Annotated in this window: 20 protein-coding genes; 8 read left to right on the top strand and 12 right to left on the bottom strand. The window is 71.6% G+C overall.

Features of this window, described 5'->3' with window-relative positions:
- Positions 1 to 7: 7 nt before the first annotated feature.
- Entirely contained in the window at positions 8 to 799 is a 792-nt protein-coding gene (locus tag DAI20_RS06695) for a biotin--[acetyl-CoA-carboxylase] ligase (RefSeq protein WP_108249837.1), read from the bottom strand.
- Positions 800 to 914: 115 nt separating this feature from the next.
- Here DAI20_RS06695 and DAI20_RS06690 point away from each other — a divergent pair, with 115 nt between their 5' ends.
- Positions 915 to 2,486, top strand: a complete 1,572-nt coding sequence (locus DAI20_RS06690) for an acyl-CoA carboxylase subunit beta (protein ID WP_108249836.1) — start codon at positions 915 to 917, stop codon at positions 2,484 to 2,486.
- Positions 2,483 to 2,740 (top strand): acyl-CoA carboxylase epsilon subunit, encoded by a 258-nt coding sequence (locus DAI20_RS06685; protein ID WP_240605948.1) that lies wholly within the window; start codon positions 2,483 to 2,485, stop codon positions 2,738 to 2,740. Before DAI20_RS06690 ends, DAI20_RS06685 begins: the two co-directional genes overlap by 4 nt.
- 442 nt (positions 2,741 to 3,182) lie before the next feature.
- Here DAI20_RS06685 and DAI20_RS06680 read toward each other — a convergent pair whose 3' ends face one another.
- From DAI20_RS06680 to DAI20_RS06670, 3 genes are all read right to left on the bottom strand, one after another.
- Positions 3,183 to 3,812: a hypothetical protein gene (locus tag DAI20_RS06680; RefSeq protein ID WP_108249835.1), complete on the bottom strand. Its 630-nt coding sequence runs from the start codon at positions 3,810 to 3,812 to the stop codon at positions 3,183 to 3,185.
- 14 nt (positions 3,813 to 3,826) lie between these two features.
- Positions 3,827 to 5,890: a primary-amine oxidase gene (locus DAI20_RS06675; protein WP_108249834.1), complete on the bottom strand. Its 2,064-nt coding sequence runs from the start codon at positions 5,888 to 5,890 to the stop codon at positions 3,827 to 3,829.
- A 91-nt stretch (positions 5,891 to 5,981) separates the two neighbouring features.
- Positions 5,982 to 7,463 carry an APC family permease gene (locus tag DAI20_RS06670; protein WP_108249833.1) on the bottom strand — a complete coding sequence of 494 codons (1,482 nt, stop codon included), beginning with the start codon at positions 7,461 to 7,463 and terminating at the stop codon, positions 5,982 to 5,984.
- A 236-nt stretch (positions 7,464 to 7,699) separates the two neighbouring features.
- Between DAI20_RS06670 and DAI20_RS06665 the strand changes: the two genes are divergently transcribed.
- Positions 7,700 to 9,217 carry an APC family permease gene (locus DAI20_RS06665; RefSeq protein WP_108249832.1) on the top strand — a complete coding sequence of 506 codons (1,518 nt, stop codon included), beginning with the start codon at positions 7,700 to 7,702 and terminating at the stop codon, positions 9,215 to 9,217.
- Between the two features lie 11 nt (positions 9,218 to 9,228).
- On the top strand, positions 9,229 to 10,047 hold the full coding sequence (locus DAI20_RS06660) for an IclR family transcriptional regulator (RefSeq protein WP_108249831.1): 819 nt from the start codon (positions 9,229 to 9,231) through the stop codon (positions 10,045 to 10,047).
- A 61-nt stretch (positions 10,048 to 10,108) separates the two neighbouring features.
- Here DAI20_RS06660 and DAI20_RS06655 read toward each other — a convergent pair whose 3' ends face one another.
- The 5 genes from DAI20_RS06655 to DAI20_RS06625 all read right to left on the bottom strand — a co-directional run bounded on the left by DAI20_RS06655 (position 10,109) and on the right by DAI20_RS06625 (position 16,832).
- On the bottom strand, positions 10,109 to 11,146 hold the full coding sequence (locus DAI20_RS06655; protein WP_108249830.1) for a DUF8320 family protein: 1,038 nt from the start codon (positions 11,144 to 11,146) through the stop codon (positions 10,109 to 10,111).
- Positions 11,143 to 12,414 (bottom strand): sensor histidine kinase, encoded by a 1,272-nt coding sequence (locus DAI20_RS06650; protein ID WP_108249829.1) that lies wholly within the window; start codon positions 12,412 to 12,414, stop codon positions 11,143 to 11,145. Before DAI20_RS06650 ends, DAI20_RS06655 begins: the two co-directional genes overlap by 4 nt.
- A complete protein-coding gene (locus DAI20_RS06645) occupies positions 12,404 to 13,090 on the bottom strand; it encodes a response regulator transcription factor (protein ID WP_108249828.1) in 687 nt (228 codons plus the stop codon). Before DAI20_RS06645 ends, DAI20_RS06650 begins: the two co-directional genes overlap by 11 nt.
- A gap of 471 nt (positions 13,091 to 13,561) precedes the next feature.
- Positions 13,562 to 15,178: a right-handed parallel beta-helix repeat-containing protein gene (locus tag DAI20_RS18440; protein WP_159084950.1), complete on the bottom strand. Its 1,617-nt coding sequence runs from the start codon at positions 15,176 to 15,178 to the stop codon at positions 13,562 to 13,564.
- 382 nt (positions 15,179 to 15,560) lie between these two features.
- Positions 15,561 to 16,832, bottom strand: a complete 1,272-nt coding sequence (locus DAI20_RS06625; protein WP_108249824.1) for a class I SAM-dependent RNA methyltransferase — start codon at positions 16,830 to 16,832, stop codon at positions 15,561 to 15,563.
- 35 nt (positions 16,833 to 16,867) lie between these two features.
- On the opposite strand from DAI20_RS06625, the gene DAI20_RS06620 reads away from it, so the two are divergent.
- Positions 16,868 to 17,521 (top strand): Maf family protein, encoded by a 654-nt coding sequence (locus DAI20_RS06620; RefSeq protein ID WP_205781380.1) that lies wholly within the window; start codon positions 16,868 to 16,870, stop codon positions 17,519 to 17,521.
- A 102-nt stretch (positions 17,522 to 17,623) separates the two neighbouring features.
- On the top strand, positions 17,624 to 19,393 hold the full coding sequence (locus DAI20_RS06615; RefSeq protein ID WP_108249822.1) for an acetyl/propionyl/methylcrotonyl-CoA carboxylase subunit alpha: 1,770 nt from the start codon (positions 17,624 to 17,626) through the stop codon (positions 19,391 to 19,393).
- 510 nt (positions 19,394 to 19,903) lie between these two features.
- Here the strand turns inward: DAI20_RS06615 and DAI20_RS06610 are convergent.
- Positions 19,904 to 21,343 carry an NAD(P)H-quinone dehydrogenase gene (locus tag DAI20_RS06610; RefSeq protein WP_108249821.1) on the bottom strand — a complete coding sequence of 480 codons (1,440 nt, stop codon included), beginning with the start codon at positions 21,341 to 21,343 and terminating at the stop codon, positions 19,904 to 19,906.
- A gap of 90 nt (positions 21,344 to 21,433) precedes the next feature.
- Here DAI20_RS06610 and DAI20_RS06605 point away from each other — a divergent pair, with 90 nt between their 5' ends.
- Together DAI20_RS06605 and DAI20_RS06600 are read left to right on the top strand one after the other, a co-directional pair.
- Positions 21,434 to 22,264, top strand: a complete 831-nt coding sequence (locus DAI20_RS06605; RefSeq protein WP_108249820.1) for a purine-nucleoside phosphorylase — start codon at positions 21,434 to 21,436, stop codon at positions 22,262 to 22,264.
- Positions 22,261 to 23,955 carry a phospho-sugar mutase gene (locus DAI20_RS06600; protein ID WP_240605947.1) on the top strand — a complete coding sequence of 565 codons (1,695 nt, stop codon included), beginning with the start codon at positions 22,261 to 22,263 and terminating at the stop codon, positions 23,953 to 23,955. The genes DAI20_RS06605 and DAI20_RS06600 overlap by 4 nt, the downstream gene beginning before the upstream one ends.
- 75 nt (positions 23,956 to 24,030) lie before the next feature.
- Here DAI20_RS06600 and DAI20_RS06595 read toward each other — a convergent pair whose 3' ends face one another.
- Both DAI20_RS06595 and DAI20_RS06590 read right to left on the bottom strand, forming a co-directional pair.
- Positions 24,031 to 24,303 carry a PTS sugar transporter subunit IIB gene (locus DAI20_RS06595; protein WP_108249819.1) on the bottom strand — a complete coding sequence of 91 codons (273 nt, stop codon included), beginning with the start codon at positions 24,301 to 24,303 and terminating at the stop codon, positions 24,031 to 24,033.
- The gene (locus DAI20_RS06590) at positions 24,300 to 24,752 is read right to left on the bottom strand and encodes a PTS sugar transporter subunit IIA (protein WP_108249818.1); all 453 of its coding nucleotides are present in this window, start codon (positions 24,750 to 24,752) and stop codon (positions 24,300 to 24,302) included. Before DAI20_RS06590 ends, DAI20_RS06595 begins: the two co-directional genes overlap by 4 nt.
- Positions 24,753 to 24,780: the final 28 nt, after the last annotated feature.

The following is a 24,780-nucleotide window of genomic DNA, read 5'->3' as shown; positions in this document are numbered from 1 at the left end:
CTCAGTTCTACCGCAGATGCGTCACATCGCCCGCCGCGATCGCCGTCGTCGACGAATCGGCGGCCGACCGGACGACGATCCGGCCGAGGCCGTCGAGACCGGTGGCGCGCCCCTCGAGAAGCGAGCCGTCCGGCAGGTGCACCCGCACGTCGGTGCCGATGGTGCCGCAGAGGCCCTGGACCTCGGCGCGAAGACCGGAGGCCTCGGCGTCACCCGCCGAAGCCGTGAACCGGTCGATGAGCCGCGAGAGCTCGGTGAGGTAGTCGGCGAGCAGCGCATCCGCGTCGGGCTCGGCGACCCCGGCGAGCGCGAGTGATGTCGAGGTGAGCGTCGGCAGGTCCTCGTCGCCCAGGGAGACGTTCACCCCGGAGCCGACGACCACCGCGGCGGGCAGCAGCTCGCAGAGGATGCCGCACACCTTCGCGCCGTCGATCAGCACGTCGTTCGGCCACTTGAGCGTCACCTCCGGCGCAGGCTCGGGCACGGTCGCGAGCGCGGCGCGGACGGCCCGGGTCATCGCGGCGCCCGCGAGCAGCGGCACCCACCCCCAGCGCTCCACCGGCACGCCCTCGATGCGCAGCAGCACGGAGGCGGCGAGGGAGCTGCCGGCAGGCGCGACCCACGAGCGGCCGAGCCGCCCCCGGCCGGACCGCTGGTCCGTGGTGACGACGACGGAGAGCGACGGCCAGGACGCCGCGTCGGTACCCGTGGCCCGGGCGACGAGGTCGTCGTTCGTGGAGCCGGTGTGCTCGAGATGCTCGAGCCGGGGGCTGACGGCGGCGGCGCGCGGGAACGGCATGCGGCAAGCCTAGGACGCGGCCCCCGCTCTCCCGCCTCCCGCGCGCGGCCGGCCGTGCCGGGCTCGGGCCCGCAGGTAAAGTGGCCGCGTGACCCCCAGCGACTCCCGCCCAGACATGCACACGACCGCAGGCAAGCTCGCGGATCTCAAGAACCGGTACCACGAGGCGGTCACGGCGAGCGGCGAGGCCGCCATCGAGAAGCAGCACGCGCGCGGCAAGATGACCGCCCGGGAGCGCATCGCCCTCCTGCTCGACCACGGCTCCTTCGTCGAGCTGGACGAGTTCGTGCGCCACCGCACGCACGCCTTCGGCATGGAGAGCAAGCGCCCCTACGGTGACGCTGTCGTCACCGGCACCGGCACCATCCACGGCCGCCAGGTGGCGGTCTACTCGCAGGACTTCACGATCTTCGGCGGCTCCCTCGGCGAGGTCGCCGGCGAGAAGATCATCAAGGTGATGGAGCTCGCCATCAAGACGGGCGTGCCCATCATCGGGCTCCTCGACTCGGGCGGCGCCCGGATTCAGGAGGGCGTGGTCGCCCTCGGCAAGTACGGCGAGATCTTCCGCCTGAACACGGCGGCATCCGGGGTCATCCCGCAGATCTCGATCATCATGGGCCCGGCGGCGGGTGGCGCGGTCTACTCCCCCGCGCTCACCGACTTCGTGATCATGGTCGACAAGAAGAGCCACATGTTCGTCACCGGGCCGGACGTCATCAAGACGGTCACCGGCGAGGACGTCGGCTTCGAGGAGCTGGGCGGCGCCTACACGCACAACAGCGTCTCCGGCGTCTCGCACTACCTGGCGAGCGACGAGAACGACGCGCTCGACTACGCCAGGACCCTCATCGGCTACCTCCCCGACAACAACCTCTCCGAGCTGCCGGTGTACGCGAACGAGGTCGAGCTCGAGATCACCGACGCCGACCGCAAGCTGAACACCCTCATCCCGGACTCCCCCAACCAGCCGTACGACGTGCACACGGTCATCGAGCACGTCGTCGACCACGGCGAGTTCCTGGAGACGCAGCCCCTGTTCGCGCCGAACATCGTCGTCGGCTTCGCCCGGGTCGAGGGCCGGTCCGTCGGCATCGTGGCGAACCAGCCGAACGCGATGGCGGGCACCCTCAACATCGAGGCCGGCGAGAAGGCGGCCCGCTTCGTGCGGTTCTGCGACGCCTTCTCGATCCCGATCCTCACGTTCGTCGACGTGCCGGGTTACCTGCCGGGCACGGACCAGGAGTGGACGGGCGTCATCCGGCGCGGCGCGAAGCTGCTGTACGCCTACGCCGAGGCAACGGTGCCGCTCGTGACGATCATCACGCGCAAGGCCTACGGCGGCGCGTACATCGTGATGGGCTCCAAGCAGCTCGGCGCCGACATCAACCTTGCGTGGCCCACCGCCGAGATCGCCGTCATGGGCGGTCAGGGCGCGGTCAACATCCTCTACCGCGGCGAGATCAGGCGTGCGGAGGAGGCGGGCGAGGACGTGGCCGCCGTGCGCACGAAGCTCGCCAACGAGTACACCTACAACGTGGCCAGCCCCTTCCTCGCGGCGGAGCGCGGCGAGCTCGACGGCGTGATCGAGCCGGCCGCAACCCGTGTCTCCGTCATCAAGGCCATGCGGGCACTGCGCACCAAGCGCGCGAACGTGCCGCCCAAGAAGCACGGGAACATCCCGCTGTGAGCGACGAGGGCACGACCCGGGGCGACGCGACCGCGGAGCCGGCGGCGGTCGACGTGCGGGTCACCGCGGGGAACCCGTCCGAGGAGGAGATCGCCGCGGTGACGGCGGTGCTCGCCGCCCTCGCGGAGCAGCGCGGCTCGGTCCCGGCCGAGGAGGCCGTGGTCCCCCCGCCGTCCGCGTGGGACCGCAGCCGCCGGGGCATCCGTAGCCCGATCGAGGTCGGCCGGGGCCGCTGGCGGGGCTTCTCGGGCTGATCACCGCTTCGCCCTCTGGTGTGCCCCGGGCGGATGCGCTAGCCTCGACCCGGATGCCGCCGTGCCGAGCACATCGGCATCCTCAGCACCGTGATCCTTCCGTGATCACGCTGTACCCCGGATTCGAGCCGCCGGATGGGCCGCTCACCGGGGTTGCGGGCCGCTCCGCGATTCGGGCCCGAGAAATTGTCCCCCGGTTGTCCTCATAAATGACGACTTTCCCCGCCTCTGCCGGGCCACCAAGATAGGTATCGCTAGGTGTTACTCCAAGAGTCACACCACCTGACATTCGCCGACTAGGGTAAGCGGGCGAATGTTTTGGGGGCGAGTCAGGGCGATATTCGGGTTGTCGTTCTGACTCGGGGTTAGGAAAGGGCCGGTCCAAGACCGGCCCTTTCCTTCGTTAACGGCTCGCCCTGCTCCGCCGCCGTGCGTCGGCGGCTCAGGCCAGCAGGGCCCCAGCCATGAGCGCGACCGACGACGCCATGCCGGCGACCTCGATCCGGTCGCGGTGCCAGCCACGCGGGACGGCGCCGCGGTGCCGCGTGCGGCGAAGGCGCACGCCGCCCCGCGCCGCCGGTACCGGTATCGCCACGGCGTGCACCGTGGCCGCACCCGGGCGTCGAAGCAGCACGCAGCTGAATGCGAGGTAGGCGGCGGTTCCGGCCCACACCGTGCCGGCGAGCGGACCCGCCGCAAGCGCGGCGTGCGGGGCATGGACCCCCGCCGGGTCGGCCCCCGAGGGAACCGTCCCCGCCGAGCCCGCCCCCGCCATCAGCACCACGAGGCCCGCCATGACGACGAGCCCCAGGGCGCCATGCGTCCGCATCCCGTCCCGGAGCGCGACCGGGGAGACGCGGGCGGCGAGCGCCCCGCCCACCGCCGAGGCGACGAGCAGGGCGCTCCAGAGCAGGGGCGACAGGACGCCTCCCCCGGTGAGGTCGAGCATGGCGGCGAGCATGACGATGGCCGAGATCACTCCCAGCGCCCCGCGCGACCGGGCCGCGCCGACCGTGCAGCTTGCGCTCACGGCGGCGGGCAGCAGCGCGCCAAGGTGGAGGATCTCGGCCATCGGTGTCCCGGTCCCTAGTGCGTGTGTCCCGGGTGGCCCTCGTGCGTGCCGTGGCCCGGGTGGCCGGCCTGGCCCGCGTGGGTCTCGTGCGCCCCGACGGACCCGTGCCCCATCGAGCAGTGGTCCGACGCCGTGCTCGGCGGCACGTTGAGGGCGGGGTTCTTGCCGAAGAAGCCGTAGGGCTTCAGCGTGAACTTCGCGTAGTCGGTCGGCATGACGGGCCAGTCCTCGGGGCGCGGGAAGTGCGTCGGCCCGAACGTGTGCCACAGCACGATGTCCTCGCCGTCGATGCCCCGGTCGCCCGACGTGTACCTGGTCACGCCGTCGCCGCCCGGGTTCTGGTGCACGAAGTCGCCCGCCGCGTACCGCTCGGCCGGGTCGTACTGGGTCACGAACAGGTGCTTCGTGGCGAACTCCGCCCGCTTCGCGATGGAGGACGAGTCGTCGGCCAGCAGCACGGGCGCGTCCTCCGGGTAGAGCACGTACCCGGTCGGGCGCCCCATCCGGTTCGTCTTCTCCGTGTTGACCACGTGCCAGGCCCGAGCGACGGAGGCGTCGGCTACGCGCCCGGACTCGCTCTCCGAGGAGAGGCGCGTGCGGCGGTTGGTGAACGCGTTGCCGTGCGGGTTGCCGGGGCCGACCGGCACCCGCACCGCCTCGACCTCGTCGACCGCGTTCGACAGTCCGTCGACCATCATGTCCAGCCGGGCGGAGAACAGGTGCTGGTGGAACGGGCCGCCGAGGCCGGGCGCCACCTCGGACGCGTACGGGTAGTCCGCGCCGTCCGCATCCGTGCCCGGGTAGGACGAGGTGAACAGGATGCCGGTGAGCTTCGCCTCGCACTCGATGGTGCCGTCGAGATAGAGGTACCAGTAGAAGCCGTAGTCGTAGTTGCCCACGGTGGTGAAGAACGAGATGACGAGGCGGCGGGACCGGCGCACCTCGCTCGACCCGGTGAACATGTCGCTGTGCTTCCACAGCGTGCCGAAGTCCTCCTCGTGCATGCAGATGCCGTTCTCGATGGTGAACGGGTTGCCGAGCTCGTCGGCCAGGGTGGCGTCGAAGTAGTGGATCTCGCCGACGCAGTCGCAGCCGAGCGCGAGGGAGTTCGTGAACCGGCCGAACAGGTACTCGCCGGTGTCGAAGTAGTTCTGCCAGAAGCGCACGGGAGACGGGTCGGCGTAGGGCACGAGCATCTCGTTGATGGAGGCGCGGTAGATGACCGGCCGCTGCTCGCCCTGGTCGTCGAACGACAGCTGGCGCAGCACGAGGCCCTCCCGGGTGTCGAAGCCCACCTGGAATCGCCAGTTCGCCCAGGAGACCCACTCCCCGTCCACGGTGAAGCTCGGCCCCTCGGGCTGGGTGATGACGATGGGCTTCAGCGTGGTGAGCGGCGCGCCCTGCACGGCGGGGTCGTCGAAGTTCCCGGACTCCGCGGGCACCGGCAGCTGGCCGGCGTCGATCAGCCGGGTGACGCTGCGCGCCGCCGTGTCGACGTATGCGCTGAGGCCGTCCACGGGGTGCGCCCAGGGGTGGTCCTCGGGGTAGTCCTGGCGGAACGCGAGCACCCGCACGATGCGGCGGCCCTCCTCCTCCTCGTAGCCGTAGTACCCGGCGGACAGCGGCACGACGATGACGGTGTCGACGGTGAGGCCGCGGGCGGCCAGCGCGGCCACCCAGCCGGCGTCCTCCGCGACGATGCCGGCGATGGCGTCGAACTCCTCGATGAGGATGGGCAGCTGCCCGGTCGAGCCGTCGAGCACGACGGTGGACACGAAGTCGCCCGCGCCGAGGGACACGACGTTGTCGGTCGAGCGCCCGGTCGTGACGTCCAGCAGCATCACCCGGGCGCGGCGGTCGGGCAGCTCGCCCTCCCCCGCCTGCCAGGCGAGCACCTCGCGCTTGTGCGGCTCCTCGAGGCCGACGTAGGCGAAACGCGTCGTCGCCGTGAAGTCCGGGGCGGCGGTCACGATGTCCCGGATCCGCTCGAACTCGGTGGCCGTGAGGCTCGCGAGCGGGTGCGGGGCGCCCGCGCCCTGCTGGGCGGTCGCGGGGATCTCGATGTCGGCGATGGTCATGGTCGTTCTCCTTGGGTCGTGGTGCGTGTGCGCCGGGAGCGGCGCGGAGGGAAGAAGCGGAAGGGGGAGGCGGGGACGGACGCCGTCGGCGTCAGGCGATGGCCTCGGTGATGGTGGCGTAGGCGGCCGGCCGGGCGCGCCGGAGGACGAGCGCCTGCACGACGCCGAACACCGGGAAGGCGACGATGACCGTCAGCAGCACCGCGCTCACCGCACCGAAGGCGGGCGCGCCCTCGGCGTCGACGTCGCCGACGAGCAGCGGGAAGTAGGCCGTGATCACGGCGGCCGACCCGACGAGCCCGACGAGACCGAGCGCGGGGGCGATCACCGTGTTCCAGACCCGCCGGTCCTTTCTGGTGCGGGCGAAGTAGACAATGACGGCGAGGCTCGTGACGGCCATGAGGATCGCGATCGCGAGGGTGGACACGCCGGCGAACCAGGTGAACACCTGCAGCACGGGGTCGAGGCCGAGCACCGCGAACAGCACGACGAGCACGGCCGCGGTTCCGCTCTGCACGAGCGAGGACGAGTGCGGCGACGAGTGCCGGGTGTGCACGCCGCCGAGCAGGCCGGGCAGCAGACCCGCGTTTGACATGGAGTGCTGGTAGCGGGTGATCACGTTGTGGAAGGAGAGCACGCAGGCGAACATGCTCGTGATGAGCAGCACGTTCATGATCAGCTCCCCGGCCGGGCCGAGGTACTTCGCCGTCGTGACGAGGATCATCGCGCCCGGATCGTCCGCCGCCACGGCGAGCGCCTGGCTCGGGCCCCACGCCATGACGAGGCCCCACGAGGCGAGCGTGTAGAAGACGCCGATGCCGATGACGGCGACGTAGGTGGCCCGCGGGATGGTGCGCACGGGGTCCCGGGCCTCGTCGCGGAAGATGGCCGTGGCCTCGAAGCCGATGAACGCCGCGATCGCGAACATGAGGCCGACGCCCGGGGACCCGCTGACCACGTTGGCCGGCTCGAACGGCGCGAGGGAGAGGCCCTCGCCGCCGCCGGTCAGCACGACGGCGGCGACCAGCGCGAGCACGATGCCCACCTCGCCGACGAGCAGCACGCCGAGCACCTTCGAGGAGAGGTCGATGTGCCGGTAGCCGAGCACACCCACGAGCGCGACGACGGCGAGCGAGTAGAGGTACCAGGGCAGCTCCGGGCCGCCGAGGCCTGCGACGGTCACGCCGAGCAGGTAGCCGATGTAGCCGTGCACGCTGACCTGGATGGCGGTGTAGGTGAGCAGCGCGAGGAACGCCGCGGCGAGTCCCGCCGGGCGGCCGAGACCGTAGCCGACGAAGGTGAAGAACGCGCCGGGCTTCGGCACGTGCCGGGTCATCGCGGCGAGGCCGACCGCGAAGAAGAGGAGGATGACGGCGGAGATGGCGTAGAGGCTGGGGAAGCCGACGCCGTTGCCGAGCAGGATGCCGAGCGGGGCGGCACCACCCACAACGGTGAGCGGGGCCGCGGCCGCGACCACCATGAAGACGATGGCGGTGACGCCGAGGGAGCCGCGCAGCGTGCGGGGCTGCGCCAGGGCTGGGAAGGCCGCCGGATCTTTCGTAACAGCTGACATGGTGCTCCTGTAGGGGTGAGGGATTGCGCCGATGCACGCTCGGGTAGCGTCCCGCGCCGACGTTGCCGCCCGATTCCGCAGGCGTAACGAGTGCTGATCGGCGAATGGGACGCGCCGGGCCGGCCGTCTCATTCAGGGGTCACGAGTTGGAAACACGGGTGTCGCGCCGCCGCAACGCGGCACGGTTACCGTGCAGTCCAGGCGCCCGCGCCGGGCGGCATCCGAGGAGGACCAGCGTGACGGCTCTCGAACGCGCGATCGCGTCGCCGCCGCCCGTCCCCGGGCTGGGCAGGCGCTCCCCCGTCGAGGGGCTGGATCGCCGGAGCGTCGGCTTCGTCGACGTGCTCGCGCAGTCGGTCTCCGCGATGGCTCCGTCGGCCGCCGCGACGCTCCTGCCGGCGCTCGTCGCCGGCGTCGTGGGCAGCCCGGGTGGCACGTTGCTGGCGCTCGGGACCGCCCTGCTGCTGTCGCTGCTCGTGGCCGGCTCGGTCAACGAGTTCGCGCGCCGGATCGCCGCCGCGGGCTCCCTGTACACCTACGTCGCGCGCAGCCTCGGTGCGGGCGCCGGGATGGCGACGGGAACCGCGCTGCTGCTCGGCTACGGCTTCATCTCGATGTTCGCCCTGACCGGGGCCGGTCACACCGCCGCCCTGCTGCTCGGTCGCGCCACCCCCGCCAGCGCAGCCGCGCCCGCCTCGCCGCTGCTGCCCGCCGCCGTGATCGCCGTGCTCGCCGCCGTCGTGTTCCTTGTCGTGGCCGGAGGGGTGCGCCTGTCCACGCGCGTGACCCTCGTCGTCGAGAGCGTGTCGGTCGTCATCATCCTCGCCCTCGTCGTCGCCCTGCTGGTCACGGTCGGCCCGGTGGACGTCGGGGTCCTGAGCCTCGAGGGCACGTCGCCCGCCGCCTTCGCGGTCGGCGCCGTGCTGGCCGTCACCGCGTTCGTCGGCTTCGAGACGCCGACCTCGCTCGGGGTGGAGGCGCGCCGGCCGTACTCCGCGATCCCTCGCGCGGTGCGCTGGACCGTGCTCGGGGCCGGCGGCTTCTACCTCCTCGCCTGCTACAGCCAGCTCGTCGGCTTCCGGGCGCTCGGCCTCGACATCACGTCGAGCGACTCACCGGTCGACGACCTCGCCTCCGCGAACGGGGTCGAGGGAGTCGGTCTGATGCTCGACGTGGGCATCGCGGCCTCCTGCCTGGCCTGCGCCATCGCCTCGATGATGGCGCTCGCACGCGTGTTGTTCTCCATGGGACGCGAGGGCGTCCTGCCCGCCGCGTTCGGGCGCACCCACCCCCGGTTCCGCACGCCGCTGGTCGCGGTCGCCGCATCCGTCCCGGTCGTCGCCGCGGTCCCCATCGTCACCGCGCTCGCCGGCGTCGCCCTTTGGGACGCCATGCGGGTGCTGCTCGTCGCCTCAGCTGCCGGTTACATCACCGCGTATCTGCTCGCCTGCGTCGCGGTGCCCGTGCTCCTGCGCCGCATCGGGGAGCTCACGGCCGCCGTGGGGCTGCGCGCGGTCTCCGCGGCGGTCCTCCTCGGCGGGGCCCTGGTCGCGTACCTCGCGCTCGAGGTCACGAGCGAGAGATGGGCCGGCGTCCTCGTCTTCGCCGTCGGGATGGCCGCGGGCGGGATCTCCTACGCGATCGCGCTCAGCAGGCGTCCGTGGTTGCGCGCGACCATCGGCGTGTACGACGAGCCGGTCGCCGCGGACGTGCTCGGGGCCGGTTCGGCTCCGGCCGCGCCGGGTGGGGAATGAGCGGCGTCGCCATGACGTGGCCGGGACCGCGGGAGGGGCAGGGTCTGCCGGGCCCAGTCACGGGCGGGCGTGCCGAGCTGGCGCCCGCATCCGGACCGACCGCGCCGCCCGCGGCGATCGAGCTGCGCGGCCGACAGCCCAAGGCGATCCACAGCGCCCTGTCCGTCATCGAGGAGGTCGCCCGCAGCGGGCCCGGCGTGACGGCCCAGGAGATCTCCGTCGCCCTCGGCATGCCACGGGCAACCGCGTACCGGCTCATCGCGCTCCTGGTCGAGGACGAGTACCTGGTGCGCATGCCCGACCTGCGCGGGTTCGCCCTCGGGCGGAAGGTGGTCGAACTCGCGTCGCTCGTCGCGCCGCCGCCTCCCCCACGCGCCGCACGTTCGGTGCTGGACGCGCTGCGCGGGCACATCCGCGGCGGCATCCACCTCGTCCGCTACGACGGCGACCGCGTCCAGCCGCTCGACCTCGATCCGGACTTCCCGCTCACCGACGAGGCGCGCGCCCTCCGCGAGCTCGACGCGTCGGCGATGGGCCGGCTGCTGCTGGCGGAGCTGGCCGCGACGGGTCAGCCCCTGCCGGGCACCCTCCGGGCGTCGGCGGAGCGGGTCATCGAGATCCGCCGCGAGACCGAGTCCGCGGGCTTCGCCCGGCAGGTGGCCGAGTTCTCCCGCGGTTACGGCTGCATCGCGCTGCCCATCCGGGGTCCACGCGGCCGGCTCGTGGCCGGGCTGGCACTGTCCGCGCCGGCGACGCGGGTGGCGGACCCGGGGGACGTGCTCGACCGGCTCCGGGACGGCGCGCGCAGCCTGGAGCCGCTGCTCGGCTGAGCGGGGCATGCCGTCGGGCCTCAGGCGCGAGCGTCAGGCTGTGAACACCTGGGTTTGGGCGTCAGGCGTCGGCTCGACTGACGACGACGCGCGGGATCTCCAGCCAGAGGTCCACCTCGTCGTCGAGATCGTCCTCGCCGAGCATGCTCGCACTGCCGTCACCCCCGACGCTCAGGCCCACCACCGTGACCGCCGTGGCGGACCCCTCCGGCACCGTGCGGGCGATCAGCCGGTCGGTGCGCGTCGCCCGGATCGCGTCGGCGAGCGAGTAGTGCACGCGCGAGAGCTCCGCCTCGTCGAGGTCGTCGATGCCCCCCTCGTCGAGCAGCGTGACGACGGTGCCCCGGCGCCGGGCGTCCATGACCTCGTGGCGCACGGCGTCGTTGAGCAGCTTGCGGCCGCGGATCTCGTCGCGGATGGCGCCCTCGAGGTAGAGGCACTCCTGCCGCTCGTCGTCGCTCAGCCTGCCGTTCTGCTCCACGATCCGCCGGAGCATGGGCAGCGCCATGCTGCTCGTCTGGCGGAGCCGGAACTGCCGCTCGAACAGGTGCGCGTCCTGCGCGGCCTGCCAGTCCGCCGCCTCGCGCTCGGCGAGGCCGAACTGGCGGGTGTCCCGGCCGGCCTTCGCGAGGGCCCGCGCGAGCAGGTGCGACACCGCGACCCAGACGACGCTGCCGAGCACGCCGAGATCGGACAGCCCCTCCGGGCCGGCCCAGAGCACGGTCTGCAGGACGAGCGAGAGCACGCCGACCCAGGCGAATGCCTGCCGGCGCCTGGTCGAGGTGATCGTGAGCAGGGTGCCCACGGCGGCCACGTACCAGGTGGCGTACCCGTTCTGGTCGTTCGGGTCCAGCTGGCTGGTCACGAGGAGCGGCATCGCGATGGACACGGCGAGGTTGAAGGCGGCGAGCCAGGTGGGCATGAGCACCGGCCCACGCGGCCAGAGGCTGAGCGTCGTAGCCACCACGTAGAGCACCATGGCGAGCAGCGCGGGAACGGGGCTCGCGGGCTGATCCCGCGAGACGAAGCCGAGGAGCACGTGGTACGCCGAGAACAGCCCGGCGAGGGCGAGGATGACGGTGCGCGGGACGGCGATCATGCCATTCCCCCGTCCGGCGCGATGGGTGGAACGACGTTGGCCTCGCCCGGCCACTCGATGCGCAGCACCGTGCCCCGCCCCGGCTCGGACTCCACGGCGACGGTGCCGCCGACCTTAGCGACCCGCTCGATGATCGACACCCGGAGGCCGAGTCGCTCGCCCGGGGTGCGGCGGGGGTCGAAGCCTGCCCCGTCGTCGCCGATCTCGATCACGACGCCGCCGGCGGTCGTGCCCGCGACGGACACCCACCGGTGGACGGCGCGCTCGGGCCGGCCGGCGTGCTGCACGCTGTTGACCATGGCCTGCACGGTCGCCGAGTGCAGCGCCTCCGCCGCGTTCTCGGGCACGCCGTGACCCGTGCACTCCGCCAACCGCAGCTCGAAGGGAACCGAGAACCCGCCCGCCGAGGCGGCGATGCGCTGGGAGAGGGTGTTGACCGGCACGAGTGCGCCGTCCTCGCCCGTGCTCACCGCGGCGTCGGCGAGGTGCCGGATGGCGTTCTGCGCCATCCGCGCCGCCAGGTCCTGCGACTCCGGCGTGTACGCGCGGGCCGCCGAGAGGAACGTGGTCAGCACGCTGTCGTGCACGATGGCGTCCACCTGCACGCGCTCCACCTCCGTCGCGTGCTGCCGCACCGCGCGGGAGTACCGGTCGAGCGCGGTGTGCTGCGCCGTGTCGACCGTGCTCGTGGCCTGCCGCAGCACCGTGACCAGCACGAGCGCGGCGCCGCCGAGGATGATCGAGTAGACGACCTCGAGCGCGGTGAGGCCGAGCGGCGCCCCGCCGCCGCCGGGCAGGACCCGCACGATGCCGTAGATCACGGGCGACAGCACCGTGTACACCGAGGCGACCCAGACCGGGAAGGCGATGGCGGCGCAAGACGTGGCGACGGTCATGATGCCGTACAGCCACGGCTGGTCGCTCTGGAAGCCCTGCGGGCCCTCCACCCCGAGCGGCCAGGTCGCGAGCGCAACGAGGTACGCGACCGCCACGAACCGGTTCGCCGGCATGACCCAGCGTCGGACGAGGCTCGCGACCGCGACGGCGACGAGGCCGCCGAAGACCGCCGTGATCACGAGGGCCGACCAGCCCGGGTTGAGCAGTTCGTTCTGACGGAGGAGGGCGGGGAGCCCCTGGAACGCGAAGAAGAGAAGGCCGAATCCACCGACGGCGCGCGCGAGGACCGTCTCGATGCGGGCCCGGCTGATCGGGTTCTTGGGGCTACTGGCCTCGGGGACGGGGACTAACGCCGCCGTCTCAGCGGCCATCGCCGCCGTCCTGGTCGAGTCCCGGCAGGATGCCGTCCTCGACGGCGCGGCGCAGGAGGTCCACCTTGGTGGGGGCAGGACGGCCCACCTCGACGTACTTCACGCGGATGCGGTCGAGGTACTCCCGAGCCGTCGAGTTCGCGATGCCGAGCTGCTCGGCCACGGCCTTCAACGGCAGCCCGGAGGCGTACAGGTGCAGGACGTCGCGCTCCCGACGGCCCAGCTGCGCCTTGGCGAAGTCGCTGTCCGCGTCAATGGCGGTCGCCCACTCGAGGTTGTTGAGCACGTCGCCCCGGGCCACCGTCGCGATGGCCGCCATGACGGTGCGGGTCGCGGAGGACTTCGGGATAACGCCCGCGGCACCGGCGGCCAGCGCCTCGCGCACGCTGGCGACCCGGTCGGCGATGCTGTGCACAAGCACCGCCGCGCCGGTTTCCTGCGCGCTCTTCACGTTCTCCGTCACGGTCGAGCCGTCACCGAGCGACAGGTCGAGCACGACGACGTCGCACGCCTTGCCGACGAGTCCCTCGACGAGCTCCCTGGCGCTGGCGGCGGCGAGCACGAACTCGTATCCCGCGTCGATGCAAGCCGCCTTCAGTCCGAGCCGCACCGACTCGTGATCATCGACGACCGCGACCCGTACGCGCTGCGGCGCATCGGCCGATTTCTCTTCCACTGCTGCGTTGTTCACTGGCGTCCCAACCCACATCCCTCGGCGCCGCCCCTAGCGCCCGCACCCATCGTATCGGCCCGCACCACGGGCTCGGACCGAAGCCCGGCCGGGCCAACGGCGCCGGGCCTCGCGCCCGGGGTCTGTTGTGCGGTCCGAGTACGGGAGGAATTCGTGCGAATAAGCTCCGGGGAATGGTCCGCCGACGCCTCCGGCATAGCACTCCCGTGCGCCCGACTCGCTTTTCTGCGGATCATCCCGATCACCGGATTCCTGTTCCTATTCGTGTTGATGACATAATCCGAGCGCTTATCGACGGCCTGCGCTTTTCTCTTTCTCGAGTGACTCGGTTCACCCGGTGTCGCTTATCCTGTGCCGATCCTTCGTTTCGCCCCGAGGATGCCGCAGATCGTGCACCGCGCGGACGGGGAGAAGCCCCCGCCCTGATGGGCGGGGGCTTCTCGCTCGGGTGGTGCGTCAGCGACCGCGGGTGATGCTGATCGCCTTGCCATTGTCAGCCCAGGTGTTGTTCGCCAGGGTGAGCAGCGGGGTGGTGGTCAGCGGCGACACGATGGCGCAGTTGGGGTGCGAGGTGTTACGGCCGAACGTGTTGTCGGTGATGGTGAAGCCGGCGATCGGTCCGTAGTTCTTCTGCGCGATGTTGATGCTGCAGAAGCCGTTGTCGACGATGTTCTTGGTGAACGTGATCTTGGACACGACGCCGCGGTCCTGCGTGATCTGGACGATCGCGTTGTGCGGGCCGGTCATGTGGTTGTTCGCGATCCGGATGTTGCTGCCCTGCTGGATCTGGATGGTGTCGTCGTGGCTGGGCGTGCCCTTGTGGTTCGGGTCCTGGAGGAAGTGCAGGTTGTCGTAGATCCAGGAGTCCTCGACCGTCACGTTGTCCCCGATGATGTGGATGCCGTCGATGACGTCGTGGATCTTCAGGCCGCGGGCCGTGAAGTTCGAGCCGAGGATGCCGTTGACGTAGGGCGACGGGTGACTGGCGACGAGCTCGGTGTTCAGGACCGTGAAGGGGAGACCGGACGTGTAGTTGCTGATCATCGCCCCGTTCTTCGTCTGCGGACCGCCGCGGACGATGGAGTTCTTGATCGTGACGTTGGCTGCCTTGATCGTGATGAGGCCGTGCACGTCCAGGCCGTCGATGACGGTTCCGGGCTTCGTGACGGTGATGTCGCCCTCGTGCACGGTGAGCTTGGTGCCCTTCGGCACGCCGGCGGTCTGACGCACGTCCGTGCTCACGACGGGGGCGGGGGCGGAAGGCGTGACGGGCTTGGCGGCGGACTCGGGGACCGGAGCAGGAGCAGGAGCAGGCGCGGGCGCAGGTGCCGGCTTCGGGGCGGGAGCGGGCGCCGCGGCTGCCGGCTTCGGGTCGAGGGTGACGACGGAGACGTCGTCGACGGTGAACTTGAGCGCGGGAGTCGTGCTGGAGAGGTAGCCGTTGATGGCAGCGGCGCCGGCGCCGGCCAGGCGGCTGGCGCTCTTGTCGCTCATGGTCAGCTGCCAGTCCGGCATGGCGCCGCTGGTCGCCCAGGCACGGGCCCGGAGCATGACGGCGTCGGTGCCGGTGGCCTGGAACTCGAGGCGGACGGGCTTGCCGGCCGGAACCTTGGCGAGCACGACCTTGTCCTTGATGATCGAGGTGGTGTTCGCCACGGATCCGTTCACCCGGTCCACCGAGAGGCGAGCGGCGCCCTCGGCGTCGATGCGGAGGTTGGCGACGTAGTAGGAGTCCTTGGCGACGCGGAGCCGGCTGCTGACGTAGAGCCCGCCGCCCGTCGTCGGGAGCGCCGGAACGGTGAAGGTCTGGCCGACGCGGACGTCGGTCGCGGAGACGCCGCTGAGCGTCGCGGTGCGGGAGCTGCCGGGCGTCGGGATCGACACCACACCGGCCTTGCCGTCGGTCGAGAAGGACGACGCCTTCGAGAGCGTGTACGCGCCACCGGTGCTCGACGTTCCCCAGCCGCCGGAAACGGTGCGGCCGAAGGTGTCGGACGCGACGGTGCGGTTCTTCTCGGGCTGCGTGGTGATCGGGTCCGCGTGCGCCGGCGTGGCGCCGAGCGTCAGGGTCATAGCAGCAAGAGTGATAGCAGGCATGATTGCGAGCGCAATTCTGTTCTTCATGAAAGATTCCCCCCGGATGTCTTGGAATCGACATTACGGGGGGATCGATAGGGGCAATATGCCCCCTTATGGGTACATGGCGGCCCCTTTTAGAGGGTCCCTCGATAGGGGGTCACATCGAATTCCTAATGCGAAGGAATTCGCCCGCGAATGGGGCACATCGTACTTGAGAAAAAGGGGTCCGGATGATTTCGAAGGGTTTCGAAAGGCGGAGACGCCCTGATCCGGGTGCAAACGGGCCAGGGGCGCACACCGAGCCCCCTACCGCAATGGCGGCGGGGGACGGCGACGGGGCACACCGGCCGTCGCGCGCCCGACCGCCGTCCCCCGCCTACCGCGTGAGCAGGCCGACGGCCTCGACGTGGTGGGTGTGCGGGAACAGGTCGAAGGCGCGGAGCGACTGCAGCGAGTAGCCGCGCTCGGCGAACAGCGCGACGTCGCGCGAGAACGCGACGGGGTCGCAGGCGACGTAGACGACCTGCGCGGGACGAAGCGCTGCCAGGGCATCGACGACCGGGCGCTTCGCGCCGGAGCGCGGCGGGTCGAGCAGCACGGTGGCCGCTTCCAGCCGCCTGCGCTCGGCCGCGGACGCGTCGCGCGACAGCTGCTGCAGGTAGCGCTCGACGCGCGCCGTCACGGCCTGCGCGCCCACCCACTCGGAGAGGTTCTCGCCTGCGTACTCCGTCGCCACCTCGTTGCTCTCGACGCTGGTCACCCGCACCGTGCCACCGAAGCGGTCGCCGAGCGCGGCGGCGAGCAGCCCGACCCCGCCGTACAGGTCGAGGTTCGCCGCCCGCGGATCGAACGCGGCCTCGTCCACGGTGGACTGGACGGCGTCGTAGAGCGTCTCCGCCGCGGCCCGGTGCACCTGCCAGAAGCCGCCGGCCTCGAGGGCGAAGCGCCTCCCCCGCACGACCTCGGTCACCGTGTCCCGCCGCTGCGCGGTGCCGTCGAGCAGCAGGACGCGTGCCGGCCCCGTCGAGGGGGCGACGACGTCCACCGCCTCGGCGGACGGGAAGCGCTGCCCGAAGGGCGCGTTCTCGTTGACCGCGCGGGTCGCGAGCGGGAGCTCGTTCACGGGGATGACGCGGTGCGACCGCGCGGCGAAGGGGCCGAGGCTCCCGTCCTCGTCGACGTGCAGGCGCACCCGGGTGCGCCAGCCGAGGCCGCCCGCCTCGTCGTCGCCCGGCAGGGCCTCGACCGTGACGTCGGATTCGATGTGCGCCATGCGGGACAGCGAGTCGGCAAGCACGCGCCGCTTCAGCTCGCGCTGGTGGCCGAGCTCGATGTGGCCGAACTCGGCGCCGCCCGCCCGATCCTCCGGCGCCCGGTCCACGGCCGCGGCCGACCAGACGTGCGCCCGGCGGTGCGGGGACGCCTCGAGCACCTCGACCGTCTCCGCGCGCCAGAAGCGCGAGTGGCCCGTGTCGGCGATCCGCGCCCGCACCCGCTCGCCGGGCACGGTGTCGGAGACGAACACCACGCGGCCCTCGTGCCGGGCGACGAAGACACCGCCGTGGGCTACGTTGGTGACCTCCAACTCGAGCTCGGTGCCGACCGCCGAGGCGTCGGCGCCGGCGGATGCGTGGCGCGACTGTCCCATCCGTCGAGCATCCCACACCGCGTCAGGAAGTGCCCATGCGCCTCTACCTCGCCTCCACCTCACCGGCCCGGCTCGCCACCCTGCGGGCCGCGGGCATCGAGCCCGTCGTGCTCGCGCCCCTCGTCGACGAGGAGGAGACGGTGCGCCGGGCCGAGCAGGGCAGGGATCCGCTGCCCGCCGCGGAGATGGTGCAGTTGCTCGCGCGGGCCAAGGCGGAGGGCGGGGTCGCGGCCAACGCCGGCGAGCCGATCGACGGGCTCGTGCTGGGTGGCGACTCTGCCTTCGAGCTCGACGGGGTCATCTACGGCAAGCCGCACACGCCCGAGCGGGCCAGGGAGCGCTGGCTCGCCCAGCGTGGCCGCACCGGGGTGCTGCACTCCGGCCACCACCTTCTGCTCGTCCGCGGCGGCGAGGTCGTGCGCGGGGTGGGTGGGCCGACGGCCGCGACGGTCACGTTCGCGGACGACATCACGGACGACGAGATCGACGCGTACGTCGCGACGGGTGAGCCGCTGCACGTCGCGGGCGCCTTCACGATCGACAGCCTGGGCGCCGGCTTCATCAGCGGCATCGTGGGCGATCCGCACACGGTCGTCGGCCTCTCGATCCCGCGCCTGCGCGGGCTCGTGCGGGAGCTCGGCGTCGACTGGCCGAGCCTGTGGAAGCGCGCGGGGGCCGCATCGTCCTGATCCCGCCACCCGTGGTGTTGTGGGTGTTCTCGCGACACGCGGAGGCATCTTTGTAGGGCTGGTTCAAATCCCCCCGCGGACGCGCCCCTAGGCTTGGGTTCCATGTCGCGCATCACCAAGGTCCTGGTCGCCAACCGAGGCGAGATCGCCGTCCGGGTCATCCGAGCGGCCAGGGACAGCGGGATCGGCTCCGTCGCCGTCTACGCGGACCAGGACAGGGACGCGATGCACTCCCGCCTCGCCGACGAGGCATACGCCCTCGGCGGCAGCACGAGCGCCGAGACCTACCTCGTGATCGAGAAGATCCTGTCCATCGCCCGTCGCTCCGGCGCGGACGCGGTGCACCCCGGCTACGGCTTCCTCGCGGAGAACGCCGACTTCGCGCGTGCCGTGCAGTCCGCGGGACTCATCTGGATCGGCCCCTCCCCCGAGGCGATCGAACAGCTGGGCGACAAGGTGACCGCTCGGCACGTCGCGGAGCGCGTCGGCGCGCCGCTCGCCCCGGGCACCCTGAACCCCGTGTCGGGCGCCGAGGAGGTGCTCGAGTTTGTCGACGAGTACGGCCTCCCCGTGGCCATCAAGGCCGCGTTCGGCGGTGGCGGCCGCGGCCTGAAGGTCGCCCGTACCCGCGACGAGGTCGCCGAGCAGTTCGAGTCGGCCACCCGTGAGGCCATCGCCGCCTTCGGCCGCGGCGAGTGCTTCGTGGAGAAGTACCTCGACGAGCCCCGGCACGTCGAGACCCAGTGCCTCGCCGACGCGCACGGCAACGTCGTCGTCGTGTCGACGCGCGACTGCTCGCTGCAGCGCCGCCACCAGAAGCTGGTCGAGGAGGCGCCCGCGCCCTTCCTGTCCGACGAGCAGAACGCCGAGCTCTACCGCGCGTCCAAGGCCATCCTGCGCGAGGTCGGCTACGTCGGCGCCGGCACCTGCGAGTTCCTCATCGGCAAGGACGGCACCGTGTCGTTCCTCGAGGTGAACACCCGCCTGCAGGTCGAGCACCCGGTGAGCGAAGAGGTCACCGGAATCGACCTCGTGCGCGAGCAGTTCCGGCTCGCCGAGGGCGGCGTGCTCGACTACGAGGACCCGAAGCCCCGCGGCCACTCCTTCGAGTTCCGCATCAACGGAGAGGACGCGGGCCGCGGGTTCTTCCCGGCGCCCGGCCCCGTGCACGTGTTCAAGGCGCCCGGCGGCCCCGGCGTACGCGTCGACTCCGGCGTGCAGGCGGGCGACGTGATCTCCGGCGCGTTCGACTCCCTGCTCGCGAAGCTCATCGTCACCGGCGCCAGCCGCGCGGATGCGCTCGAGCGCTCCCGCCGCGCCCTCGACGAGTTCGAGGTGGCGGGGCTGCCGACCGTGCTGCCGTTCCACCGCGCGGTCGTGCGCGACGAGGCGTTCGCGCCGTCGAACGGCTCCCCCTTCTCCGTGTACACGCGCTGGATCGAGACCGATTACGTCAATGAGATCGAGCCCTGGACGGGCGAGCTCGGCAGCGACGCCGCCGCCGGACCCGACAAGCGCCAGGACGTCGTTGTGGAGGTCGGCGGCAAGCGCGTCGAGGTCTCCCTCCCCCAGAACCTGTTCCGCGGCGGCGGAGCGGCCGTCGCGGCCGCCCCCGCGCCCCGGCGGCGCGGCAGCGGATCCGTCGCGACGGCGGCATCCGGCAACGCGGTGAAGTCGCCCATGCAGGCGACGGTCGTGAAGGTCGCGGTCGCGGACGGCGACACCGTGGTGAAGGGCGACCTCATCCTCGTGCTCGAGGCCATGAAGATGGAGCAGCCGCTGACGGCCCACCGCGACGGCACCATCGCGAACCTGGCGGCCGAGGTGGGCGTGACGGTCTCCTCGGGCCACGTCCTCCTCGAGATCGCCTAGGGTGGCATCCGGTCCGCCCGTCCCGCCGCTCCGTCGCGCGAGCAGCCGGCCGAACACGGTCCTGGGCTCGTCGAAGGGACGCTCCCGTCCCTTCGCAGGCTCCGGGACCGACAGTCTCAGGCCTACAGACTCTACGACCAATGCGCAGCGCGTGAAGCCGGTCGAACACGGTCGCTGAGCTCGTCGAAGGGACGCTCCCCCCACGCTCCCGTCCCTTCGACAGGCGCAGGGACCGATTCTTCGTCGCCGTTCCGTGCGCGCTTCAGCAGCCTGTGCGCAATTCAGGAGGATGTGCGCAATTCAGGAGGATGTGCGCAATTCAGGAACCGCGGTGACGCAATTCAGCAGATTCCGCGCGACACGCCGTTCCTGGCACCCGACGCGCCGACCTCGAGCCCGAATCTGCTGAATTGCGCTCAGGACTAGTGCTTGTCTCCTGAATTGCACTCAGGACCAGTGCTGTCTCTCGACAGGGCGAGGGACCGGCGCAGCGGGCCCGCCGCCTCCCCCTTACTTGACGATGTGCATCGCGCGCGCGGCGTCCGAGATGGAGCCGGAGAGCGACGGGTACACCGTAAACGCGCGCGCCACCTCGTCGACCGTGAGGCGGTGCTCCACGGCGATCGCAAGCGAGAAGATCAGCTCGGACGCGCGGGGGGCGACGATCACGCCGCCGATCACCGTGCCGGATCCGGTGCGCGCGAAGAGCTTCACGAAGCCGTCCTTCACGTTCTGCATCTTGGCCCGCGGGTTCGACGCGAGGGGCAGCTTGTAGATCTCGCCCTGGGCGATGCCCTCCTCGATGTCCTTCTGCGACCAGCCGACCGTCGCGATCTCCGGTTGGGTGAAGATGTTCGAGGTCACGTTGCGCAGCTCCGTCGGGTTCACGGCGTCGCCCATCGCGTGGTAGACGGCGGTCCGGCCCTGCATGGACGCGACGGATGCAAGCGGCAGCGACGTGCTGCAGTCCCCGGCGGCGTAGATGTTCGACACCGAGGTGCGGGCGACCCGGTTCACGCGCACGTGCCCGGAGTCGGTCAGCTGCACGCCGGCCTCCTCGAGGCCGATACCCGCGGTGTTCGGCACCGCGCCGACGGCCATGAGGCAGTGGCTGCCCTCGACGGTGCGGCCGTCGGTCAGCGTGGCCACGACGGAGTCGCCGCGGCTCACGACGCTCTCCGCGCGGGACTTGGAGAGCACGGTCATGCCGTTGCGCTTGAACACGTCCTCGATGAGGTCGGCCGCGTCGGCGTCCTCGCCGGGCAGCACCTGGTCGCGGCTGGAGATGAGCGTCACCTTCGAGCCGAGCGCGGTGTACGCCGACGCGAACTCGGCGCCCGTGACGCCCGAGCCGACGACGATGAGATGCTCCGGCGTCGCCTCCATGTTGTAGAGCTGCGTCCAGGTGAGGATGCGCTCGCCGTCCGGCTTCGCGGAGTCGAGCACGCGCGGGCGGGCGCCCATCGCGAGCACGATGGTGTCCGCGGTGATTTCGTCGAAGTCCGTGCCGGTCGCGCCGCGCGCGGTCGACACGATGATGCGGTTGGTGCCGTCGAGGCGGCCCTCGCCCTGCACGATGCGCACGCCGGCGCGCACGAGGCTGCCGCGCAGGTCCTCGGACTGCTGACGCGCCAGGCGCAGGAGGCGCTGGTTGACGGCACGGAGGTTCACGGCCACCTCCGGCCGCACCGGACGGTGCGATGCGTCGGACCGGCTGAAGAACTGCACCCCGAGATCGGCGGCCTCGCCGATGGAGTTCGTGGCCTCCGCGGTGGCGATGAGGGTCTTCGACGGGACGACGTCCGTCATGACCGCGGAGCCGCCCACCCCGACCCGCTCGACCAGGGTCACCTCGGCGCCCAGCTGGGCCCCGGCTATGGCGGCCTCATAGCCTCCGGGACCTCCACCGAGGACGGCGATCTTCTGCGGGGTGTCGAACTCGTAGGCCATGGGGCTCATTGTCTCCCGAGAAGCCTGTGCCCACCAAAGAGGACGCCGTGACCGGGCAGGTCACGACCCTCCGGCCCCTACAATCGGTGGATGCTCACCGCGCAGAATCCGCTCGACGTGCCAGAGAACAGCCCCTTCGAGATCGCCGCGCAGGCCGCAGCGCAGATCGCGGAGGCGACCGGGGTGGAGCGGCACGACATCGCTCTCACCCTCGGCAGCGGCTGGGGCAAAGCGGCCGACCTGCTGGGCGAGACGGTCGCCACGGTCCCCGCCACGGAGATCGTCGGCTTCTCGGCGCCCGCCCTGTCCGGCCACGTCGGCACCCTCCGCAGCATCCGGCTCGCCAGCGGCGCGCACGCGCTGGTGATCGGCGCCCGCACGCACTACTACGAGGGCCACGGGGTCCGCCGGGTCGCGCACTCCGTGCGCACCGCGGCCGCGACCGGCGCGAAGGTCATGGTCCTCACCAACGGCGCGGGCGGCATCAAGGAGCACTGGACGCCGGGCACCCCCGTGCTGATCAGCGACCACATCAACCTGACGGCGGACTCGCCGCTCGAGGGCGCGACCTTCATCGACCTGACCGACCTGTACTCCGCCCGGCTGCGCGGGATCGCGCACGGCGTGGACCCGGACCTCGACGAGGGCGTCTACTGCCAGTTCCGCGGTCCGCACTACGAGACGCCCGCCGAGGTGCAGTACGCGAAGGCCATCGGCGGCCACATCGTGGGCATGTCCACGGCGCTCGAGGCCATCGCCGCGCGCGAGGCAGGCATGGAGGTGCTCGGCATGTCGCTCGTGACCAACCTCGCCGCCGGCATCCAGAAGACCCCGCTCAGCCACCAGGAGGTGCTCGAGGCGGGCCGCGAGGCCGAGGGGCGCCTCGGCGACCTGCTCGCCCGGATCGTGGGCGCGCTGTGAGCCGCCCCGCGCTGGACGAGGCGCTGCTCGCCGCGGCGAATGCCTGGCTCGACCAGGACCCGGACGAGGAGACGCGCGCGGAGCTCCGCGCGCTGCTGGAGGCCGCGACCAGCGGATCCGGTGACGCCAGGGACGCCGCCGTCGCCGACCTGCGCGACCGCTTCGACGCGCGCCTGCAGTTCGGCACGGCGGGGCTCCGCGGCTCCCTCGGCGCCGGGTCGAACCGGATGAACCGGGTGCTCGTGGCGCAGGCCGCAGCGGGCTTCGCCGACTACCTGCGCAACCGCAGCCCCCGCCCGTCCATCGTCATCGGCTACGACGTGCGGAAGAACTCCGAGATCTTCGCGAGGGACACGGCGGAGATCATGGCCGGAGCCGGCGTGCGCGCCATCCTGCTGCCCCGGATGCTGCCGACACCCGTCCTCGCGTTCGCCGTGCGGCACCTCGGGGTGGACGCGGGCGTCATGGTCACGGCGTCGCACAACCCCGCGAAGGACAACGGCTACAAGGTCTACCTCGGCGGAGCGGACGGCGGCTCTCAGATCGTCTCCCCCGCCGACCGCGACATCGCGGCGTTCATCGCCAAGGTCGCCGCCGAGCGCAGCGTCGCGACGCTGCCCCGCTCCACCGACTACACGGTCGCCGACGAGAGCGTCGTCGACGAGTACGTGAGCCTCACCGCGTCCATCCTCGAGGCGCCCGTCTCCCCCATCCGCTTCGTCTACACGCCGATGCACGGCGTCGGCTGGGACGTGGCCCGGCGGGTGTTCGAGGCCGCCGGGGTCAACGCGCCCATCCTGGTCGAGGAGCAGCTCGAGCCGGACCCGACGTTCCCGACCGTCGAGTTCCCCAACCCGGAGGAGCCGGGCGCGCTCGACCTCGCGTTCGCCAAGGCGATCGAGTCGGGCGCCGAGCTGATCCTCGCGAACGACCCCGACGCGGACCGCCTCGCCGTCGCCATCGTCGACGACCACGGCGCGTGGCGGCGGCTCAGCGGCAATGAGATCGGCACCCTCCTCGGCCTCGGCATCGCCGAGCGCTACCGCCGCGAGGGCAAGACCGGAACCTTCGCGTCGTCGATCGTCTCGTCCCCCGCCCTCGCCGCCATCGCGCGGGACTTCGGCTTCGGCTTCGCCGAGACGCTGACCGGCTTCAAGTGGATCTCCCGCGTGCCGGACCTCATTTACGGCTACGAGGAGGCGCTCGGCTACCTCGTCGACCCGTGGAAGGTGAGCGACAAGGACGGCATCTCCGCAGCGGTCGCCGCTCTCGAGGGCGCGCTGCTGCTCAAGTCGGAGGGCCGCACCATCGACTCCTACGACCGCGAGTTCGCCGAGCGGTTCGGGCACTTCGCGTCGGACCAGGTGTCAGTGCGCGTGACCGACCTCGCCGACATCCCGCGCACCATGGAGCGGCTCCGGTCGAACCCGCCCCGCCGCATCGGCAGCATCGCGGTCGAGCGCGTCGACGACCTGAGCCAGGGCTTCGGCGATCTACCGCCGAGCGACGTGCTCCGCTTCTGGCTGGAGGGCGGCGCACGCGTCATCGTCCGGCCGAGCGGCACCGAGCCGAAGGTGAAGGTCTACATCGACGCGCACAGCACGACGGGGAGCGCGGACGAGCGCCGCGACGCCGCACGCGGCGTGGTCGCGGAGCTGAGCCGGAGCGTGCACGCCCTCATCGCGGGCTGAACCGCCCATCCGCTGATTCGATCGCGAGTCGGAGCCCCGAGAGGGCCAACTCGTCGTCAGCGAATGCGGGCTGAGTCAGCCGATGGCCTTCTGCAGTTTCTCGGCGATCTCGTCGACGTCGAAGTAGTTCTCGATGACGACGATGTCGGCGAAGGTCTTGCCGATGCGGCTCACGAGCTCGGGCGACGACAGGATGACCTGCGCGTCCTCGGCGGCGACCTGCACGTTCGCGGCGTCCGACGCGGTCACGTCCGCCTCGAGTCCCAGGCGGGCGAGCGCGCGCTCCGCGTTCACCTTGAGGATGGCCGACGTTCCCACCCCGACGCCGCAGATGGCCACGATCTTCATGATTCCCTCTCACCCTGCTTCATGATGGCGAGCACCTCGTCGGCGCTCGTCGCGGCCGCGAGGCGCGAGATCGCGCCCGCGTCGTTGAAGACGTTGGCGAGCCCCGCGACGCCGGCGATGTGACCGTCCGAGTTCGTCGCGGACAGGCCGAGCACGACGCTCACCGGGTCGTTGTGCGCGTGACCGAAGGAGACGGGGGTCGCGAGGGTCACGACGGAGAGCCCGTCGGCGAGCGTCTCGGGACCGGGCCGGGCGTGCGCGAGGGCGAGGCCCGGGGCGATGACGACGTAGGGGCCGAACTCCTCGATCACCCGGATCATCTCCTCCGCGAACGCTGGCGTCGCCGCGCCGGAACGGGCGAGGGCATCACCCGCCAGGCGCACCGCGCCCCTCCAGTCGTCGGCCTGCGCGCCGATGGTGATCGCGTTCTGGGGAAGGGGAGGAAGCACGTCCTGAAGTCTCTCAACCCTCGCTTGG

Source organism: Planctomonas deserti, assembly GCF_003067705.1.
Lineage (GTDB): Bacteria > Actinomycetota > Actinomycetes > Actinomycetales > Microbacteriaceae > Planctomonas > Planctomonas deserti.
This window is presented reverse-complemented; position numbering and strand designations above follow the sequence as displayed.

Coding starts and splice junctions, on each gene's coding strand:
- DAI20_RS06610 (WP_108249821.1), bottom strand. CDS start 21,343: ATGGCCTACGAGTTCGACACCCCGCAGAAGATCGCCGTCCTCGGTGGA.
- DAI20_RS06690 (WP_108249836.1), top strand. CDS start 915: ATGCACACGACCGCAGGCAAGCTCGCGGATCTCAAGAACCGGTACCAC.
- DAI20_RS06595 (WP_108249819.1), bottom strand. CDS start 24,303: ATGAAGATCGTGGCCATCTGCGGCGTCGGGGTGGGAACGTCGGCCATC.
- DAI20_RS18440 (WP_159084950.1), bottom strand. CDS start 15,178: ATGACCCTGACGCTCGGCGCCACGCCGGCGCACGCGGACCCGATCACC.
- DAI20_RS06680 (WP_108249835.1), bottom strand. CDS start 3,812: ATGGCCGAGATCCTCCACCTTGGCGCGCTGCTGCCCGCCGCCGTGAGC.
- DAI20_RS06650 (WP_108249829.1), bottom strand. CDS start 12,414: ATGGCCGCTGAGACGGCGGCGTTAGTCCCCGTCCCCGAGGCCAGTAGC.
- DAI20_RS06675 (WP_108249834.1), bottom strand. CDS start 5,890: ATGACCATCGCCGACATCGAGATCCCCGCGACCGCCCAGCAGGGCGCG.
- DAI20_RS06660 (WP_108249831.1), top strand. CDS start 9,229: ATGACGTGGCCGGGACCGCGGGAGGGGCAGGGTCTGCCGGGCCCAGTC.
- DAI20_RS06655 (WP_108249830.1), bottom strand. CDS start 11,146: ATGATCGCCGTCCCGCGCACCGTCATCCTCGCCCTCGCCGGGCTGTTC.
- DAI20_RS06695 (WP_108249837.1), bottom strand. CDS start 799: ATGCCGTTCCCGCGCGCCGCCGCCGTCAGCCCCCGGCTCGAGCATCTC.
- DAI20_RS06620 (WP_205781380.1), top strand. CDS start 16,868: ATGCGCCTCTACCTCGCCTCCACCTCACCGGCCCGGCTCGCCACCCTG.
- DAI20_RS06605 (WP_108249820.1), top strand. CDS start 21,434: ATGCTCACCGCGCAGAATCCGCTCGACGTGCCAGAGAACAGCCCCTTC.
- DAI20_RS06670 (WP_108249833.1), bottom strand. CDS start 7,463: ATGTCAGCTGTTACGAAAGATCCGGCGGCCTTCCCAGCCCTGGCGCAG.
- DAI20_RS06615 (WP_108249822.1), top strand. CDS start 17,624: ATGTCGCGCATCACCAAGGTCCTGGTCGCCAACCGAGGCGAGATCGCC.
- DAI20_RS06625 (WP_108249824.1), bottom strand. CDS start 16,832: ATGGGACAGTCGCGCCACGCATCCGCCGGCGCCGACGCCTCGGCGGTC.